Genomic DNA, 16,074 nt, shown 5'->3' on the forward strand with positions numbered 1-16,074 from the left:
AAGCGCCTGCGGCGCCTCCCCCTCAAGGGGGCGCCACCAGCGGCCCGGCAAAGCCGGTTCCGCGGTGGCACTGGGCTAGTCAATGCGCTTTCAGGGTGCGGTCGCCACTACAGCATGATGCAGAACACCATGAAGAAACCCAAGACAATCGCTCTTCGCCTCACGGCCCTCGCGGCAGGCGCCGCGCTGAGCGGGTCGGTGCTCGCCGCCGACCTCAAGATCGGCTTCATCACCTCGCTTTCCGGGCCGATCTCCGCGCTGGGCATTCCCTACAACAAGGGCATGCAGGTCGCCGACTCGCTGAAGGACTCCATTGCCGGCCACAAGGTGCAGGTGATCGTGCTGGACGACGCCTCCGATCCCGCGACCGCTGCCCGCAATGCGCGCAAGCTGGTGAACGAGGACAAGGTGGACGTGCTGATCGGCACCTCCGGTGTGCCGGGCGCCATGGCGATCGCCGCCGTCGCCCGCGAGACGCACACGCCGCTGATCTCGCCCACGCCGGTGACCGTGCCGGCCGACGACGGCGGCTGGACGGTGACGGTGTCGCAGTCCTTCCCGCTGATGATCTCCGCCGTGGTCGACAAGATGAAGGCCAATGGCGTGAAGACGGTCGCCTTCATCGGCTTCTCGGACGCGCTGGGCGACCAGACCCTGCACGCGCTCGAGCAATCGGCCGCTCCGGCCGGCATCAAGATCGTCGCCAACGAGCGCTACGGGCGCGCCGATTCGTCGGTCACCGGCCAGGTGCTGAAGATCGTGGCGACGCGTCCCGACGCGGTGTTCTTCGGAACGTCCGGAACGCCGGGCGCACTGCCGATCCTTGCACTCGCGGAGCGCGGCTACAAGGGCGGGCTGTATGCGACCCACGGCCTGGTGAACTCCGAGTTCGTGCGCATCGCGGGCAAGGCCGCCGACGGACTGCTCGTGCCGAGCGGCCCGGTGACCGTCGCCGACCAGCTGCCCGCCAGCAACCCGAACCGCAAGGTGGGCCTGCAGTTCCGGGAGGCGTACCAGAAGAAGTTCGGGGAGCAGCCGGACCCGTTCGCGGCCTACCCGTTCGACGCCTGGCTGGTGTTCGCGGATGCGGCGAGCCGCGTCGGCACCAAGGCGGAACCCGGCACGCCGGCCTATCGCCAGGCGCTGCACGACGCCATCGGCCAGACGCACGAACTCGTGGGTGCGCACGGCGTCTTCAACTTCAAGCCCGGCTCGCCCGATGGCCTGGACCGCCGCGCCGCCGTGATGATCCGGCTGGACAACGGCCACTGGAAGCTGGCGCAGTAAGGAGCATGGCGATGGCGCTGACCCGCAAGGACATTCTCGCGCTGGTGCAGGAGGACCGCGTGCATCGCGACCTGTACCTGAGCGAGGAGCTGTTCGCGCTGGAGCAACGCCATTTCTTCGCCAACACCTGGAACTTCGTCGGGCATGCGAGCCAGGTGCCCGAGGCGGGGGACTTCATCACGGTGGAGATCGCCGGCCAGCCGCTGCTGATGGTGCGGCAGGCCGACGGCAGCATCCGCGTGCTGAACAACCGCTGCGCCCACAAGGGCATGCCGCTCGCCACCGATGCGTCGGGCAGCGTCAAGCGCTTCTTCCGCTGCCCTTACCACGCGTGGACGTATCACCTCGACGGCACGCCGCTCTCCCTTCCCCTGAAGGAGGGCTATGCCAACGGCCGCATGCACGCCTGCGAATCGGGCAGCGGCATGGGCGCGCTGCGGCACGTCGCCGTGTACCGCGACTTCGTGTTCGCGAAGCTGAATGACGGCGGCCCCGACTTCCACGCCTATTTCGGCGACGTGCTCGCGGCCATCGACAACCTCGCCGACCGCTCGCCAACGGGCAAGCTGAAGGTCGAAGGCGGGATCCTGCGCAACATCGTCCACTGCAACTGGAAGATGTACCTGGAGAACATCAACGACACGGTGCATCCGCAGTCGGCGCACGAGTCAGCGACCGCCGCTGCCCACCGCCTGTGGCAAGGCCAGCCCGCCGATGCGCCCAAGCCGATGGCGATGGAGCAGATCCTGCCCTTCGGCGCCGGCTACGACTTCTTCGACAAGATGGGTGGCCGCGTCTACCCGAACGGCCACAGCATGCTGGGCACGCAATTCAGCATCCACTCCGGTTATGCGCACGTGCCCGAGTACGAGCAGGCGTTGCAGGCCGCGCACGGCGCCGAGCGCACGGCGGAGATCCTGCAGCGCTCGCCGCAGAACTCGGTGTGCTTCCCGAGCCTGGCGGTCAAGAGTTCGCCGCAGGCGATCCGCGTGATCCGCCCGCTGGCCGCCGACCGCACGCTGGTGGAGGCCTGGAGCCTGCGCGCCGAGGGCGCGCCGGACCTGCTGTTCGAACGTTCGCTGATGTACAACCGGCTCGTGTTCTCGCCCATGTCCATCGTCGCCCACGACGACGTGCACCTGTTCGAGAGCATCCAGCACGGCCTGAAGGCCGGCCGCAACGAATGGGTGAGCCTGCACCGCGACTACGAGGCGACCGAGCGCGAGCGCGGCACCCAGGACGTCAACGGCACCAACGAACTGCTGATGCGCAACCAGTTCCGCGCCTGGGCGCAGTTCATGGTGGCGGACATGGAGGAGGGCGCGCCATGACTCCGCAGGAATTCGTGCTGCACGAGGCGCGCCTCGTCGACGAGCAGCGCTTCGACGAGTGGCTGGAGCTCTTTGCCGAGGACGGCCGCTACTGGGTGCCGCTGGCCGGCGCCGCGCAGCAGGAGGGCGCCGCGTACAACTCGCTCGCCGACGAGGACCGCCTGCTGCTGTCGTTGCGCGTGCAGCGCCTGAAGAATCCGCGTGCGCATTCGCAGCACCCGAAGAGCCGCTGCCAGCACGTGCTGCAGCCGCCCCAGGTGCTGCACTCCGACGATGCGGGCTGCGAATTGCGCACGCCCTTCCTCTACATCGAATCCCGCGGCGCGCACAGCGTGCAGCTCGCGGGTTCGGCCACGCACCGCCTCGTGCGGGCGGGCGACGCATGGCGCATCCGCATGAAGCGGGTCGACCTGCTGGACGCGGGCGAGCCCTTGCCCGCGATCCAGCTCTTTCCCTGAGCAGCCGATCCACTCCAGGAGACCTCCAAGATGAACGCTCTCTCCCGCCGCGTACTGCTGGCCGCCTCGCTCGCGCTGGGCCTCGCAGGCGCCGCCACGGCCGCCGACCTGAAGGTCGGCCTCAGCGTGTCGCTGTCCGGCCCCAACTCCTCGCTGGGCGTGCCTTATGCCAACGGAATGAAGGCGGCCGTCGCCTACAAGCCGGAGATCGCCGGCCACAAGGTGCAGCTGATCGTGCTGGACGACAACTCCGACCCGACCACCGCCGGCCGCAACGCGCGCAAGCTGATCGAGGAAGACAAGGTAGACGTGATCATGGGCACCTCCGGCGTGCCGGCGGCGATCGCCATGGCGCAGGTGGCGGCCGACACGGGCACGCCCTTCATCGGCCTGACGCCGATCGCGCTGAAGGGCAAGGAGCTGGACTGGACCGTCACCGTGGCCCAGCCCACGCAGCTGATGGTCGACGCCGTCGTGGAGCGCATGAAGAAGGCCAACGTGAAGACGGTGGCCTACATCGGTTTCTCCGACGCCTGGGGCGACCTGGTCTACAACGCGCTGATGGAGGCGACCGCGAAGGCCGGCATCAAGGTCGTGACCAATGAGCGTTACGCACGGGCCGACCAGTCGGTGACCGGGCAGGTGCTCAAGATCATCGCAACGCATCCGGATGCGGTGATGACCGGAGGCGCCGGCACGCCGGGCGCGCTGCCCTACATCGCGCTGTCCGAGCGCGGCTACAAGGGTCCGGTCTACGGCCAGCACGGGCTGATCAACGAGGCCTTCGTGCGCGTCGGCGGCACCGCCGCGAACGGCACGGAGGTGCCGACCGGCCCGATCATCGTGGCGGAGCAGCTGCCGGACAGCTATCCCACCAAGAAGGTCAGCATGGAGTTCCGCAACGTCTTCCAGAAGGTGAACGGCGCGCCGACCACCGACGCGTTCTCCGCGTACTCCTTCGACGGCTACCTGGTGTTCGCCGATGCGGCCGCGCGCGCACTCGCCGGCGGCAAGGCGGAACCCGGCACGCCGGCGTTCCGGACGGCGCTGCGCGACGCGATCATGTCGACCAAGGAAGTGGTGGGCGTGCATGGCGTCTACAACTTCAAGAAGGGCGACCTGTATGGCGTGGACCAACGGGCTCGCGTGATCGTGAAGCTCGAGAACGGGCACTGGAAACTGGTGAATTGACCCACCCCCGAAGCGCCTTCGGCGCCTCCCCCTCAAGGGGGCGCCACCAGCGGCCCGGCAAAGCCGGCTCCGCGGTGGCACTGAGCTCGCCCAAGTGCGACCGGGCGCTCTGGCCTGCACTGACCTCTGGGATCTTCTGATATGACCTGGGACGTAGCTCTCATCCTCGGCATCGACGGCCTGGCCAACGGGGCGGTGTACCTGTTGGCGGGGCTGGGCCTGGTGCTCATCTTCTCGGTGACGCGGGTGGTGTTCGTCCCGTTCGGCGACGTCGCGGCCTTCTCGGCGCTGAGCCTCGCGGCCTTCGAGCAGGGCCGCCGTCCCGCCACCATCTCGCTGGTCCTCACGCTCGCAGCGCTCGCGGTGATTGCCGAAGTCGTCTCGCTCGTGCGGCGCGGCGAGGCTGCGCGCATCCCGCGGGCCATCCTGGGCTGGGGCTTGCTGCCGGCCTTGCCCTGCGCGCTCGCGTGGGCCGTGGCCGGCCATGAGGTGCCGCACGCGCTGTTCATCGTCACGGCGATCCTGCTGGTGGTGCCGATCACGCCGCTGGTGGCGCGGCTCGCGCTGCAACCGATCGCGGACGCATCGGTCCTGGTGCTGCTGATCGCCTCGCTGGCCTTGCACTTCCTGCTCTCGGGCCTCGGGCTGCTGTTCTTCGGGCCCGAAGGTTCGCGCACCGCGCCGCTCGCCGAGGGCGGGCTCACGCTGCCCGGCGGCTTCAACGTCAGCGGGCAGGTGCTGCTGATGCTGGCGGCGGCCGTCGTGCTGAGCGGCCTGTTCTTCCTGGCGTTCGAGCGCACCGCGATCGGCAAGGCCTTGCGCGCCACGGCCGTGAACCGCGTCGGTGCGCGCCTGGTCGGCATCCGGCCGGCGCGCACGGCGCTGCTCGCGTACACCTTCTCGTCGCTGCTCGCCGGCCTGATCGGCGTGCTGGTCGCGCCCGTGACGACCATGTATTACGACTCGGGCTTCCTGATCGGCCTCAAGGCCTTCGTCGCGGCCATCATCGGCGGCCTGGTGAGCTATCCGCTGACCGCGCTGGGTGCGATCGCCGTGGGCATCGTCGAGAGCTTCGGCTCCTTCTGGAGCGGCGCCCTCAAGGACGTGATCGTGTTCAGCCTGCTGATTCCCGTGCTGATGCTGCGCTCCGCGATGACCCGCCATCCGGAGGAAGAGGTGGAGGAGATCGACCAATGAAAGGTCCCCGCGCCCTCCTGCTCGCCGCGGTCGTCGCCGTCGTGGCGCTCGCACCCGCGGTACTGGGCAATTTCGGTGTGAGCCTGCTGAACGACATCGGCATCGCCGCGCTCGTCGTCCTGGGGTTGGTGCTGCTGACCGGCGTCGGCGGCGCCACCTCCTTCGGGCAGGCCGCCTTCGTCGGCATCGCCGCGTATGCCACGGCGTGGCTCACGACCACGCAACACTATTCGCCCTGGGTGGGCCTGCTGTTCGCGCTGCTGCTCACGGTCGTCGCGGCGCTCGCGATCGGCCTGCTCACGCTGCGCCTGGGCGGCCACTTCCTGCCGCTGTCCACCATCGCGTGGGGCCTGTCCATCGCCATGCTGTTCGGCAACGTGGAAGCGCTGGGAAGCCACACCGGGATCTCCAAGATCCCGCCGGTGAGCATCGCGGGGATCTCGCTGGAGGATCCGCGCGCGATGTACTACCTGATCTGGGTCGTGGTGGGCCTCGGGGTCGTGTTCGCCTACAACGTCCTCGAGTCGCGGCCGGGCCGCGCCATCCGCAGCCTGCGCGGTGGCGGCATCCTGCTGGCGAGCGTCGGTGCCGATGCCTTCCGCGTGCGGCTCACGCTGTTCATCGTGGCGGCGTTCCTGGCGGGCGTGGCCGGCTGGCTGTACGCGCACACCAACCGCTTCGTGAGCCCGTCGCCCTTCGACGTGCGCGCGAGCATCGAGTACCTGCTGATGGCGGTCGCGGGCGGGCTCGGGCAGTTGAGCGGCGCGGTCGTCGGTGCGGCCGTGGTGCTGGTGATGAAGAACTCGCTGCAGGACGTGCTGCCGCTGGTGACGCAACGCGGTGGCGAGCTGGAAGCGGTCGGTTTCGCGCTGCTGTTCATCCTGCTGCTGCACTACGCGCGCGGCGGGCTCATGGGTTTCGTCACGCGCTGGACGCGTGGCCGCTTCGCGCCGGCCAAGGCGAGTGCGCCGCCGGCGGGCGCGCCGCTGCCGCGCCGGCCCTTGCCCGCACGCGGCACCCGCCTGCTGGCCGTGCGCAATGCGGTGAAGCGCTTCGGCGGCCTGGTCGCGGTGAACGACGTGAGCTTCGAGGTCGCGGCCGGCGAGATCGTCGGCCTGATCGGGCCGAACGGGGCGGGCAAGTCCACGATGTTCAACCTGCTCACGGGCACCGCGCCCATGACCAGCGGCAGCGTGGAGTTCCTCGGCGAGAACGTGTCGGGCCTGCAGCAGCGCGTGATCGCCAACCGCGGCATGGCGCGCACATTCCAGCACGTGAAGCTGCGCCCGCACATGACCCTGCTGGACAACGTCGCGCTGGGCGCCCATGGCCGCACGCACGCCGGCCTGCTGGCCGCCGGGCTGCGCCTGGACCGGCGCGAGGAAGCGCAGATCCTCGCCGAAGCCTGGCACCAGCTGGAACGCATCGGCCTGGCCGATCGCGCCAACGAGCTGGCCGGCAGCCTGCCCCTGGGCACGCAGCGCATCCTGGAGATCGCCCGCGCGCTCGCCGCCGACCCGGTGCTGCTGGTGCTGGACGAACCAGCCGCGGGCCTGCGCCGCAAGGAGAAGCAGGAGCTCGGCGAGCTGCTGCGCAAGCTGCGCGCCGAAGGCGTGACCATCCTGATCGTCGAACACGACATGGACTTCGTGATGAAACTGGTGGACCGGCTGGTGGTGATGAACTTCGGCTCCAAGCTCACCGAAGGTGCGCCCGCCGCCGTGCGTGCGAACCCCGATGTGCAGGCGGCCTACCTGGGTGGCGCGGTGGCTGCGCCCGTGCCGCCCTCCGGGGAGCCGCGCAAGGTGGCGGGAGCCGCAGCATGAGCCGCCGCGCCGCCCCGAACCCGATGGCGCTGCGCGTTGCGCGGAGGAGCGTGTCGTGAGCACCCCCATGCTGGAAGTGCAGGACCTGCACGTTTCCTACGGCCAGGTCGATGCGGTGCGCGGCGTCACCCTGACGCTCGAGCCGGGACAGATCGTGTCGGTCATCGGCCCCAACGGCGCGGGCAAGACGACGCTGCTGGCCGCGGCCATGGGCCTGCTGCCGTCCAAGGGCGGCCTGCGCTTCGAAGGCCAGGACCTGCACGGACTCGACGTGGAAGCGCGCGTCGAACGCGGCCTGTGCCTGGTGCCGGAGAAGCGCGAGCTGTTCGGTGAACTCACGGTGCAGGACAACCTGATGCTGGGCGGCTTTCCCCGCAAGCTGCGGGGCGCCGCACTGAAGCGCCAGATGGATTTCGTGTGCGACCGCTTCCCGCGCCTGGGTGAGCGGCGTTCGCAACGCGCCGACACGCTCTCCGGCGGCGAGCGCCAGATGCTGGCGCTGGGCCGCGCCCTGATGTCCTCGCCGCGCCTGCTGATGCTCGACGAGCCCAGCCTCGGACTCGCGCCGCTGATCGTGCAGGAGATCCTGGCCTTCGTGCGCGGCTTGCGGGACGAAGGCGTCTCGATCCTGCTGGTGGAGCAGAACGCGCGCGCCGCCCTGGACAGCTCCGACCACGGCTACGTGCTGGAGACCGGCGAGATCGCGCTGAGCGGCGCCTCGGCGGAGCTCGCGGTGGACCCGCGCGTGCAGGCGACCTACCTGGGCGGTGCCACCGATGAAGACTGAGTGGCTGCTGGCGCCGGCGCAGCGCACCTTGCCCGCGCTGCTGCAGCGGCAGGCCCGCCTGTTCGGTGCGCGGCCCTTCCTCGCCGTGCCTGGCGCCGAGTGGACGCACAGCGACGCCGCAGACGTTGCGGCGCGGCGCGCCGGCGCGCTCAGTGCCGCCGGCGTTACGCAGGGCGACCGGGTGGCCGTCATGTGCTCCAACCGCGCCGAGTTCCTGGAAACGGTGCTCGCTTGCGGCTGGATGGGCGCGGCCTCGGTGCCCGTGAACAGCGCTTGCATGGGACCGCAGATCCAGTACCTGCTGGCCGACAGCGGTGCGCGCCTGCTGGTGATCGAGGCCGCGTTCCTCGAACGCCTGCAGACGGCCGACCTCGCTGCGAGCGCGCTGGAGTCGATCTGGGTGGTCGGCGGCGATGCGTCCGCGTGGCCTGCGACCATCGGGCCCGCGCGCGTCCACGCATGGCCTGCGGCCGGCGCCGCGCTGCCGCCCGCGGCCGTGCAGCCTTCCGATACCTTCGCGATCCTCTACACCTCGGGCACGACGGGTCCGTCCAAGGGCGTGCTGTGTCCGCATGCGCAGTACTACTGGTGGGGCGTGAACTCGGCCGACGTGCTGGGTGTCCGTGAAGACGACGTGCTGTGCACGACGCTGCCGCTGTTCCACATCAACGCCCTGAATACGTTCGCGCAGGCGGCCATTGCCGGTTGCCGCGTGCACTTCCTGGAGCGCTTCTCCGCATCGGGCTTCTGGCCCGCGATGGGCCGCACTGGTGCGACGGTGGTGTACCTGCTGGGTGCGATGGTGCCGATCCTGCTCGCGCAGCCCGCCGGTCCCGGCGAGCGCGACCACCATGTCCGCATCGGACTGGGCCCCGGCGTGCCCGAAGCGGCGGGGGCGGCGTTCCGCGAACGCACGGGCGTGCTGCTGCTGGAAGGCTACGGCTCGACCGAGACCAACTTCGTGATCGCCACCGCGCCGGACTCGCCGCGCCGCGGCGTCATGGGTTGGCTGCGGCCCGGCTTCGAGGCCCGGGTGGTGGACGATGCGGACAACCCGCTGCCGGCCGGCGAGGCCGGCGAACTGGTGCTGCGCGCGAGCGAAGCCTTCGCTTTCGCCAGCGGCTACTTCGGCCAGCCCGAAAAGACGGTGGAGGCCTGGCGCAATCTCTGGTTCCACACCGGGGATCGCGTCGTGCGCGATGCCGATGGCGCGTTCCGCTTCGTCGATCGCATCAAGGACGCGATCCGCCGGCGCGGCGAGAACATTTCCTCGTGGGAAGTGGAGCAGGTGCTGATGGCGCACCCGGCGGTCGCGTCGGTGGCCGTCGTCCCGGTCCGCTCGGAACTGGCCGAGGACGAGGTGTTGGCGGCCGTGGTGCTGCGGGAGGGCGAGCGCGTCACGCCCGCGGAGCTCGCCACCTTCTGCACGGCGCGCCTGCCTCGCTTCGCCGTGCCGCGCTTCATAGCCCTGCTGCCCGAACTGCCCCGCACCGAGAACGGCAAGGTGCAGAAATACAAGCTGCGCGAACGCGGCGTCCCGGCCGGCTGCTGGGACCGCAGCGCCGGCGGAACGGAGAGGAGAGCGCCATGAGCCGACGGGCCGCCCCAAGGCGAATCCCGCAGTCCGCAGGACGGAGGGTCGTCAAGTGACCCAGGACCTGCAGGGCCGCCATGCCCTCGTGACCGGCGCCGCCCGCGGCATCGGCGCGGCGATCGCCCGCATGCTGGTGCAGCAGGGCGCGCGCGTCACCCTGCTGGGGCGGCGGCGCGAGACGCTGGCGGCGCTGGCCGCGGAACTGCCGGGCGAGCACGGCTTCGTGGTCGCCGATGTCGCCGTGGAGGCGCAGGTGCAAGAGGCCTTCGCGCAAGCGCGTGCGGCACGCGGGCCGGTCACCATCCTGGTGAACAACGCGGGGCAGGCGCACAGCGCGCCCTTCGTGAAGACTTCGCTGGCGCTGTGGCAGCAGATGCTGGACGTTAACCTCACCGGCACCTTCGTGTGCACGCAGGCGGCGCTGCCCGACATGCTGGGCGCCGGCGGCGGTCGCATCGTGAACATCGCCAGCACGGCGGCGCAAAAGGGCTATGCCTACGTCAGCGCCTATGTCGCGGCCAAGCATGGCGTGCTGGGACTCACGCGTTCGCTGGCGCTGGAACTGGCGCGCAAGGGCATCACGGTCAATGCCGTGTGCCCCGGCTACACCGAGACGGACATCCTGCGCGAGAGCATCGCCAACGTGGTCGCGAAAACCGGCCGCACCGAGGCGCAGGCCCGCGCGGAGTTCGCCGCCGGCAATCCGCAGCAGCGCATCGTGCAGCCGGAGGAAGTGGCGGACGCGGTGCGCTGGTTGTGCGGCGAGGGCGCATCGTCGATCACCGGGCAGGCGATCTCGGTGTCGGGCGGAGAGGTGATGTGAGCGCCGCGCGGGAGGCCCTCCGGTGAGCGCGTTCCGCGTGCCGCGGCGCATCCGCTTTTCCGACTGCGATCCGGCGGGCATCGTCTTCTACCCGCAGTACTTCGTCATGTTCAACGGCGTGCTGGAGGACTGGGTCGACGGTCCGCTGGGCATCGGCTTCGCCGACCTGGTGAGCCGCCGCCGGATCGGGCTGCCCACCGTCAGGCTCGAGGCGGACTTCCGCGCCATCAGCCGCTTCGGCGACGACGTCGTCATGTCGCTCGAGGTCGAGCGCCTCGGGGGCCGCTCCCTCACGCTGGCGCTGCGCTGCGAATCCGGCGCCGGCGAACTGCGCATGGCGATGCGGCAGGTGGTGGTCACGACCTCGCTGGAGACGCACCAGGCCGTCGACGTGCCGGCCGATCTGCGCGCCGCGGTCCAGAGCTTGGCCGGCTGAAGCGCCTGCCCGGTCCGCGCCGGGCCTGGCGCCCGATGCATTCCGTTCCAATTCCGAACACGGCCGGCTTATGATGCGGGCAGGTGAGGAGGAAAGGATTAGTGTTGGAATTGCTGCGCGCCCACGCCAGGCCCACAAAAGAATTCGCCGAAGGCTTCGTGGAGGCGCACCGCCACCGCATCTTCCTCGGCCTGTCCGTCGCCGGCACGCTGCTGCTGGGCCCGTTCGCCATCAACAACTTCTTCCAGGACCGCGCGGTCCTGGGGGTGATCACCTGCGCGTTCGTGGCCTGCCTGCTGCTGAACGCCTACACCATTGCGCGCGGTCGCCCTATGGTGGTGCCACCCATGGCCATCTTCGTGGGCTCCCTGTTCGGGCTCGCGACGGCCATGTACCAGAACGGGCTGATCGGGGTGCTGTGGGTCTACCCCGGCATCCTGCTGTTCCACTTCATGCTGCCGCGCCGCCAGGCGAACCTGCTCAACGTGACGCTGATCCTGGTGACGGTGCCGCTGGCGTGGATGCACCTGGGCCCGCAGGTCACGGCCCGCGTGGCGGTGACGCTGGCGCTGCTGGTCGTCTTCACGAACATCTTCTCGTACATCGCCAACACGCAGCACGCGAAGGAGGCGGAGCAGCGCGAGCGGCTGGACGCGCTGGTGCACCAGCTGGAGGAACAGAACAAGTCCCTGCGCGAGGCGTTCCGCCTGCGCGAGGAGGTGGAGCGGATCGCCCGCCACGACCTGAAGACGCCGCTCGCCAGCATCGCCACGGTCCCGCGCCTGCTGCGGCAGCGGCAGGCGCTCTCGCCGCAGGACGACGAGTTGCTGGGCACGGTGGAACGCGCGGCGCTGCGCGTCCTGAGCATGGTCAACCTCTCGCTCGACCTGTTCCGCATGGAAGAGGGCACGTACCGGCTGCGCGCGCAGGCGGTGGACCTGGCCGCGCTGGTGCAGACGGTCGCGCGCGAGCTGCAGGCCCATGCGCGCTCCAAGCAGCTGCGCATGAACCTCGACCTGCCCGGCGAACCGGTGTACGCGCAAGGCGAGGAACTGCTTTGCTATTCCACCGTGGCCAACCTCCTGAAGAACGCGCTGGAGGCGTCGCCCGACGGCGCCGAGGTCCGCGTGCGGCTGCGGCGTGTCAGCGACGGCAACGGCGACGCGGTGGCGCTGGACATCCACAACGAAGGCGAGGTGCCGGCGGAGATCCGCGACCGCTTCTTCGACAAGTACGCGACCCACGGCAAGGTCGGCGGCACGGGCCTGGGGGCCTATTCGGCGCGGCTGATGGCCCGGGTGCAGCGCGGCTCGCTGCGGATGAATTCCGGGCCGGAGGAGGGGACCACCTTGTCGCTGCGCCTGCCACTGTGGCATGCGGCGCCGCCGCGCAAGCTGGCGTCCGTGTCGCAGGCGGCCGTCGTGGCAGATGCGCTGCCGCCGCTCGACGTGCTGGTGGTGGACGACGACGAATACAACATCGTGGTGCTGAAAAGCATGCTGCCCAGCCCGCCACTGGCCGTGCGCACGGCCGTCAACGGCCGCGCCGCGCTGGCGATGGTGCGCGAGAGCCGGCCGGACGTGATCTTCATGGACGTGGAAATGCCGGTGATGGGCGGGCTGGAGTCGGTGCGCAGCATCCGCGACCTGCAGCGTGACGCCGGCCAGCAGCCGAGCGTGATCGCGGCCTTCTCCGCGCACGACGACGAGGCGACCCGCGCGAAGTGCCTGGAAGCCGGCTTCGATCTGTACCTGGCGAAGCCTTCCTCGCGCGAGGAGGTGTTCGCCGTGCTGTGCGGCCACGATCCCGCGGGGGCCACGCGGCCCGGCGGCCTCGCTCCCCGGGAGGAGATCTGGGTGGAGCCGGGCCTCATGCCGCTGATGCCGGAATTCCTCGCGTCGCGGCGCCAGCTCGCCGAGCAACTGGCGCTCGCCGTCGCCGGCGGCGAGCGCGAGGCGATCCGCACCACCGCGCACAAGCTGGCGGGCAGCCTCGCGATGTACGGATTCCGGGCTGCGAGCAGCGCCAGCCGCGAGCTCGAGGAGGCGGCACGCACCGGCGAGCTCGCCGAACTGCAGTCGCGCTGCGCGGCGCTCGGCGAGCTGCTCGCGCGCGCGCGGCCGGTCGCACGGCCGGCTGATTGAGGCGCTGGCGCGCTGCGCCCGCGCGTCCTTTTTTGCATGGAACAAAGACCAACATCCGGACGCAGAGGACGCAAAGGTAGCGCAGAGGACGCAGAAAAAACCTTTGAAAGTTTTCTTCTGAATTCTTTTGCGCCTTCTGCGTAATCTCTGCGTCTTCTGCGTCCGGTTGTTGGGTTTTCCTCGCCTTACGCGGCCAGCAGCATGGCCTCCGGCGTGTCGTTGATCGTGGTGCGGCGCAGCTCCCGGCGCTCGGCGACGTCGTAGCGCCGGCCGCGGTGCAGGGTGCTGCGGTTGTCCCAGATCACCAGGTCGCCGACCTGCCACTCGTGCACGTAGACGTTCTCGCGCCGGGTGGCGTGCTCCAGCAGGTCCTGCAGGTACATGCGCGACTCCGCCGTCGGCCAGCCCAGGATCTGGCGTGCGTGCACCCCGACGAACAGCACCTTGCGCCCCGACCCCGGATGCGTGTCGGCCAGCGGCCACACGGCCGGCGGGATCTCCTTCTTCTGCTCGTCGGTGTAGGCGTCGTCGCCCAGCAGGATGCGCGTGTGCAGCGCGAAGTGCTCCGCCTTCAGGTCCTGGATCTCGGCCTTCGTGCGCGCGTCCAGCGTGTCGTACGCGTGGCGCAGGTCGGCGAACTCGGTGTTGCCGCCCCAGCTGGGCTTGATCACGCAATGGAGCATGGAGTAGGCGGCGCGCGGGTTCATGAACGAGCTGTCAGAGTGCCACAGCTGGTTGGCGAAGTTGGACAGGTTCTTCGGCGAGTCGCGCTTCGCGACGTTGCCCTGCGCGTCGACGTTGGAGATGTCGATCAGGCGTTCGTCTGCCAGGCGCTCGGGGCGCTTGAAGACGCGCTTCAGGCCGATGTCCAGCGGGCCGAAGGACTGGGCGAAGTCGATCTGCTGCTGCGCGGTCAGCGGCTGGCCGCGGAATACCAGCACGGCGTGCTCGTTCATGGCCTTGTTGATCGCGCGCACGTCCGCCGGCGCCAGCGGCCGGGTGAGGTCGATGCCGCTCGCTTCGGCGCCGAACACGGGATGGAGGGATTTCAGTTGCAGCGTCATGGCGTTCCTCAGTCGGCCTGGATGTTGGATTCGGTGACCACGCGGCCCCACTTCTTCATCTCGCCCCCCAGGAAGGCGTTGAACTGCACGGGGGTGGAGCCGACGATCTCCATGCCGAATTCCTCGGCGCGCTTCTTCACTTCCGGCGTGGCGAGCACCTTCGCCGTGTCGGCCTGGATCTTCTGCACCACGGCCTTCGGCGTGCCGGCCGGCGCGACGAATCCGAGCAGGGCGCCGACGTTGAATCCGGGGATCACTTCGGACACGGTCGGCGCGTTCACGCCGGGCACGCGCTTGTCGCCCATCGTGGCGATCAGCTTCATCTTGCCGGCCTGCACATAGGGCAGCACGGAGAGCAGCGGATCGACCACCAGGTCGAGGCGGCCGCCGAGGAGTTCGGTGTGCGCGGGCGCGCTGCCCTTCATGGGCACGTGCTGCATGTCGAAGCCAGCCTCGCGCTTCAGCAGCTCGGCGCCGAGGTGCGTCGTGCTGCCTGTGCCGGGCGTGCCGTAGTTCAGCTTGCCGGGATGCGCCTTGGCGTAAGCGATCAGTTCCCGCACGTTGTTGAAGGGCGCATCGGGCCGCGCGACGATCGCGAGCTGCATGTTGAACAGCTGCGTGACGCCGGTGAGGTCCTTCAGCGTGTCGTAGGGCAGCTTCTTGTGCAGCGAAGGATTGACCGCGAACGAGGAGTTCACCATCCCGATGGTCAACCCGTCGGGCGAGGACTTGGCGACGTAGTCGACGCCGATGATGGTGCCGGCACCCGGCTTGTAGTCCACCAGCACGGGCTGGCCCCACATCTCCTGCAGCTTGGCGCTGACCAGGCGCGCAACGGTGTCGGTCGGCCCGCCCGGCGGGAAGGGCACGATGAGCTTCACCGGGCCCTTGGGGAAGTCCTGGGCGAACGCGGGCGCGAGCGGCGCCACAGCGAGGGCAGCGGCGAGCAGGCCGGTGCCGAGTTTGATCCAGCGCAAGGAGTGTCTCCTGATGGGGTAGGAAAATGAAACGATGTCCCGAAATATACGCGATCTAATCGAATAAGATGGAACACAGTTCCACGAGAAGGGGATTTCCTTGGCCCACACCGAAGTCGCTGCCCGCGAGGAGGTCAGTGCGCTCGCCCGCGGGCTGGCGGTGCTGCGCACCCTTGCCGACGCGGCCGGCCCGCTGTCCAACCGGGAGCTCGCCGAGCGGACCGGCATCCCCAAGGCCACCGTCTCGCGGCTCGCGGCCACGCTGCAGTCGGCCGGCTTCCTGCGCCAGGCGAGCGACGACCGCTACGCGCTCGGTGCGGCGGCGCTGCACCTGGGCAACGCGTACCTGCGCAGCTTCGATTTCCGCCAGCAGGCCCGGCTGCACCTCGCCGAACTGGCCGAAGCCGCGGGCGCCAATGTGCACCTCGGCGTGCGCGACGGCCTGGACATCGTCCTCATCGACACGTTGCGGCCACGCACTGCACTGATCCTGTCGCGCATGGACGTCGGCTCGCGCATGGCGATCGCCACGTCGGCGGTGGGCCGCGCGTGGCTCGCGGCGCTCGCCCCCGACCAGCGCGCGCAGTTGCTCCAGGAGTTGCGTGCCGCGAGCGGCGCGCAGTGGGCGCAGGTGCAGGAGCGGCTCGATGCCGCGCTCGCCGAACATGCGCGCGTGGGCTACTGCACGTCCTTCGGCGAATGGCACCAGGACATCAACGCGCTCGGCTTCAGCCTGCGCGGGCCGCGCGGCGAGCTCTATGGCGTGAGCGTGGGCGGCCCAGCCTACCTGTTGCCGCGCGAGCTGATGCTGGAGAAGATCGCCCCGCGCGTGCTGCAGGTGCAGAAGGCGATCGAGCGCGAAGCCGGCCTCGCCTGATCCCCGCTTCGCGCGCACGCAACGCGGGCGCCGCGAAGCGGCGCTTTTGCGTGCCATCCTGCCGGCGCGCGGGTTGGCCCCC

The 16,074-nt window shown here is 69.8% G+C and carries 14 protein-coding genes; 12 read left to right on the forward strand and 2 right to left on the reverse strand.

The features are described from left to right. The first annotated feature begins 129 nt into the window (after nucleotides 1-129). The 11 genes from JJB11_RS15690 (at nucleotide 130) to JJB11_RS15740 (ending at nucleotide 13,074) form a co-directional block, all read left to right on the forward strand. Nucleotides 130-1,287, forward strand: a complete 1,158-nt coding sequence (locus tag JJB11_RS15690; RefSeq protein ID WP_201173203.1) for an ABC transporter substrate-binding protein — start codon at nucleotides 130-132, stop codon at nucleotides 1,285-1,287. 5 nt (nucleotides 1,288-1,292) lie between these two features. After that, entirely contained in the window at nucleotides 1,293-2,618 is a 1,326-nt protein-coding gene (locus JJB11_RS15695) for an aromatic ring-hydroxylating dioxygenase subunit alpha (protein ID WP_201173217.1), read from the forward strand. Continuing rightward, nucleotides 2,615-3,076 carry an aromatic-ring-hydroxylating dioxygenase subunit beta gene (locus JJB11_RS15700; RefSeq protein ID WP_201173220.1) on the forward strand — a complete coding sequence of 154 codons (462 nt, stop codon included), beginning with the start codon at nucleotides 2,615-2,617 and terminating at the stop codon, nucleotides 3,074-3,076. Before JJB11_RS15695 ends, JJB11_RS15700 begins: the two co-directional genes overlap by 4 nt. A gap of 30 nt (nucleotides 3,077-3,106) precedes the next feature. Next, nucleotides 3,107-4,267, forward strand: a complete 1,161-nt coding sequence (locus tag JJB11_RS15705; RefSeq protein WP_201173224.1) for an ABC transporter substrate-binding protein — start codon at nucleotides 3,107-3,109, stop codon at nucleotides 4,265-4,267. Between the two features lie 141 nt (nucleotides 4,268-4,408). Next, nucleotides 4,409-5,464, forward strand: a complete 1,056-nt coding sequence (locus tag JJB11_RS15710) for a branched-chain amino acid ABC transporter permease (RefSeq protein WP_201173227.1) — start codon at nucleotides 4,409-4,411, stop codon at nucleotides 5,462-5,464. Continuing rightward, nucleotides 5,461-7,290, forward strand: a complete 1,830-nt coding sequence (locus JJB11_RS15715) for a branched-chain amino acid ABC transporter ATP-binding protein/permease (RefSeq protein WP_201173230.1) — start codon at nucleotides 5,461-5,463, stop codon at nucleotides 7,288-7,290. Before JJB11_RS15710 ends, JJB11_RS15715 begins: the two co-directional genes overlap by 4 nt. A gap of 67 nt (nucleotides 7,291-7,357) precedes the next feature. Continuing rightward, entirely contained in the window at nucleotides 7,358-8,077 is a 720-nt protein-coding gene (locus tag JJB11_RS15720; RefSeq protein WP_201173597.1) for an ABC transporter ATP-binding protein, read from the forward strand. Then, nucleotides 8,067-9,668 carry an ATP-dependent acyl-CoA ligase gene (locus tag JJB11_RS15725; protein WP_201173257.1) on the forward strand — a complete coding sequence of 534 codons (1,602 nt, stop codon included), beginning with the start codon at nucleotides 8,067-8,069 and terminating at the stop codon, nucleotides 9,666-9,668. The genes JJB11_RS15720 and JJB11_RS15725 overlap by 11 nt, the downstream gene beginning before the upstream one ends. 55 nt (nucleotides 9,669-9,723) lie before the next feature. Beyond that, nucleotides 9,724-10,494, forward strand: a complete 771-nt coding sequence (locus JJB11_RS15730; protein WP_201173259.1) for an SDR family NAD(P)-dependent oxidoreductase — start codon at nucleotides 9,724-9,726, stop codon at nucleotides 10,492-10,494. A 22-nt stretch (nucleotides 10,495-10,516) separates the two neighbouring features. Further along, nucleotides 10,517-10,930 (forward strand): thioesterase family protein, encoded by a 414-nt coding sequence (locus JJB11_RS15735; RefSeq protein ID WP_201173261.1) that lies wholly within the window; start codon nucleotides 10,517-10,519, stop codon nucleotides 10,928-10,930. A gap of 101 nt (nucleotides 10,931-11,031) precedes the next feature. Continuing rightward, on the forward strand, nucleotides 11,032-13,074 hold the full coding sequence (locus JJB11_RS15740; RefSeq protein WP_201173263.1) for a response regulator: 2,043 nt from the start codon (nucleotides 11,032-11,034) through the stop codon (nucleotides 13,072-13,074). Between the two features lie 185 nt (nucleotides 13,075-13,259). Here JJB11_RS15740 and JJB11_RS15745 read toward each other — a convergent pair whose 3' ends face one another. Together JJB11_RS15745 and JJB11_RS15750 are read right to left on the reverse strand one after the other, a co-directional pair. Then, nucleotides 13,260-14,138: a TauD/TfdA dioxygenase family protein gene (locus JJB11_RS15745; RefSeq protein ID WP_201173265.1), complete on the reverse strand. Its 879-nt coding sequence runs from the start codon at nucleotides 14,136-14,138 to the stop codon at nucleotides 13,260-13,262. A gap of 8 nt (nucleotides 14,139-14,146) precedes the next feature. Beyond that, nucleotides 14,147-15,115: a tripartite tricarboxylate transporter substrate binding protein gene (locus JJB11_RS15750; protein ID WP_201173614.1), complete on the reverse strand. Its 969-nt coding sequence runs from the start codon at nucleotides 15,113-15,115 to the stop codon at nucleotides 14,147-14,149. Between the two features lie 100 nt (nucleotides 15,116-15,215). On the opposite strand from JJB11_RS15750, the gene JJB11_RS15755 reads away from it, so the two are divergent. Continuing rightward, a complete protein-coding gene (locus JJB11_RS15755) occupies nucleotides 15,216-15,992 on the forward strand; it encodes an IclR family transcriptional regulator (protein WP_201173267.1) in 777 nt (258 codons plus the stop codon). Nucleotides 15,993-16,074: the final 82 nt, after the last annotated feature.

Source organism: Ramlibacter ginsenosidimutans, assembly GCF_016654015.1.
GTDB lineage: Bacteria > Pseudomonadota > Gammaproteobacteria > Burkholderiales > Burkholderiaceae_C > Ramlibacter > Ramlibacter ginsenosidimutans.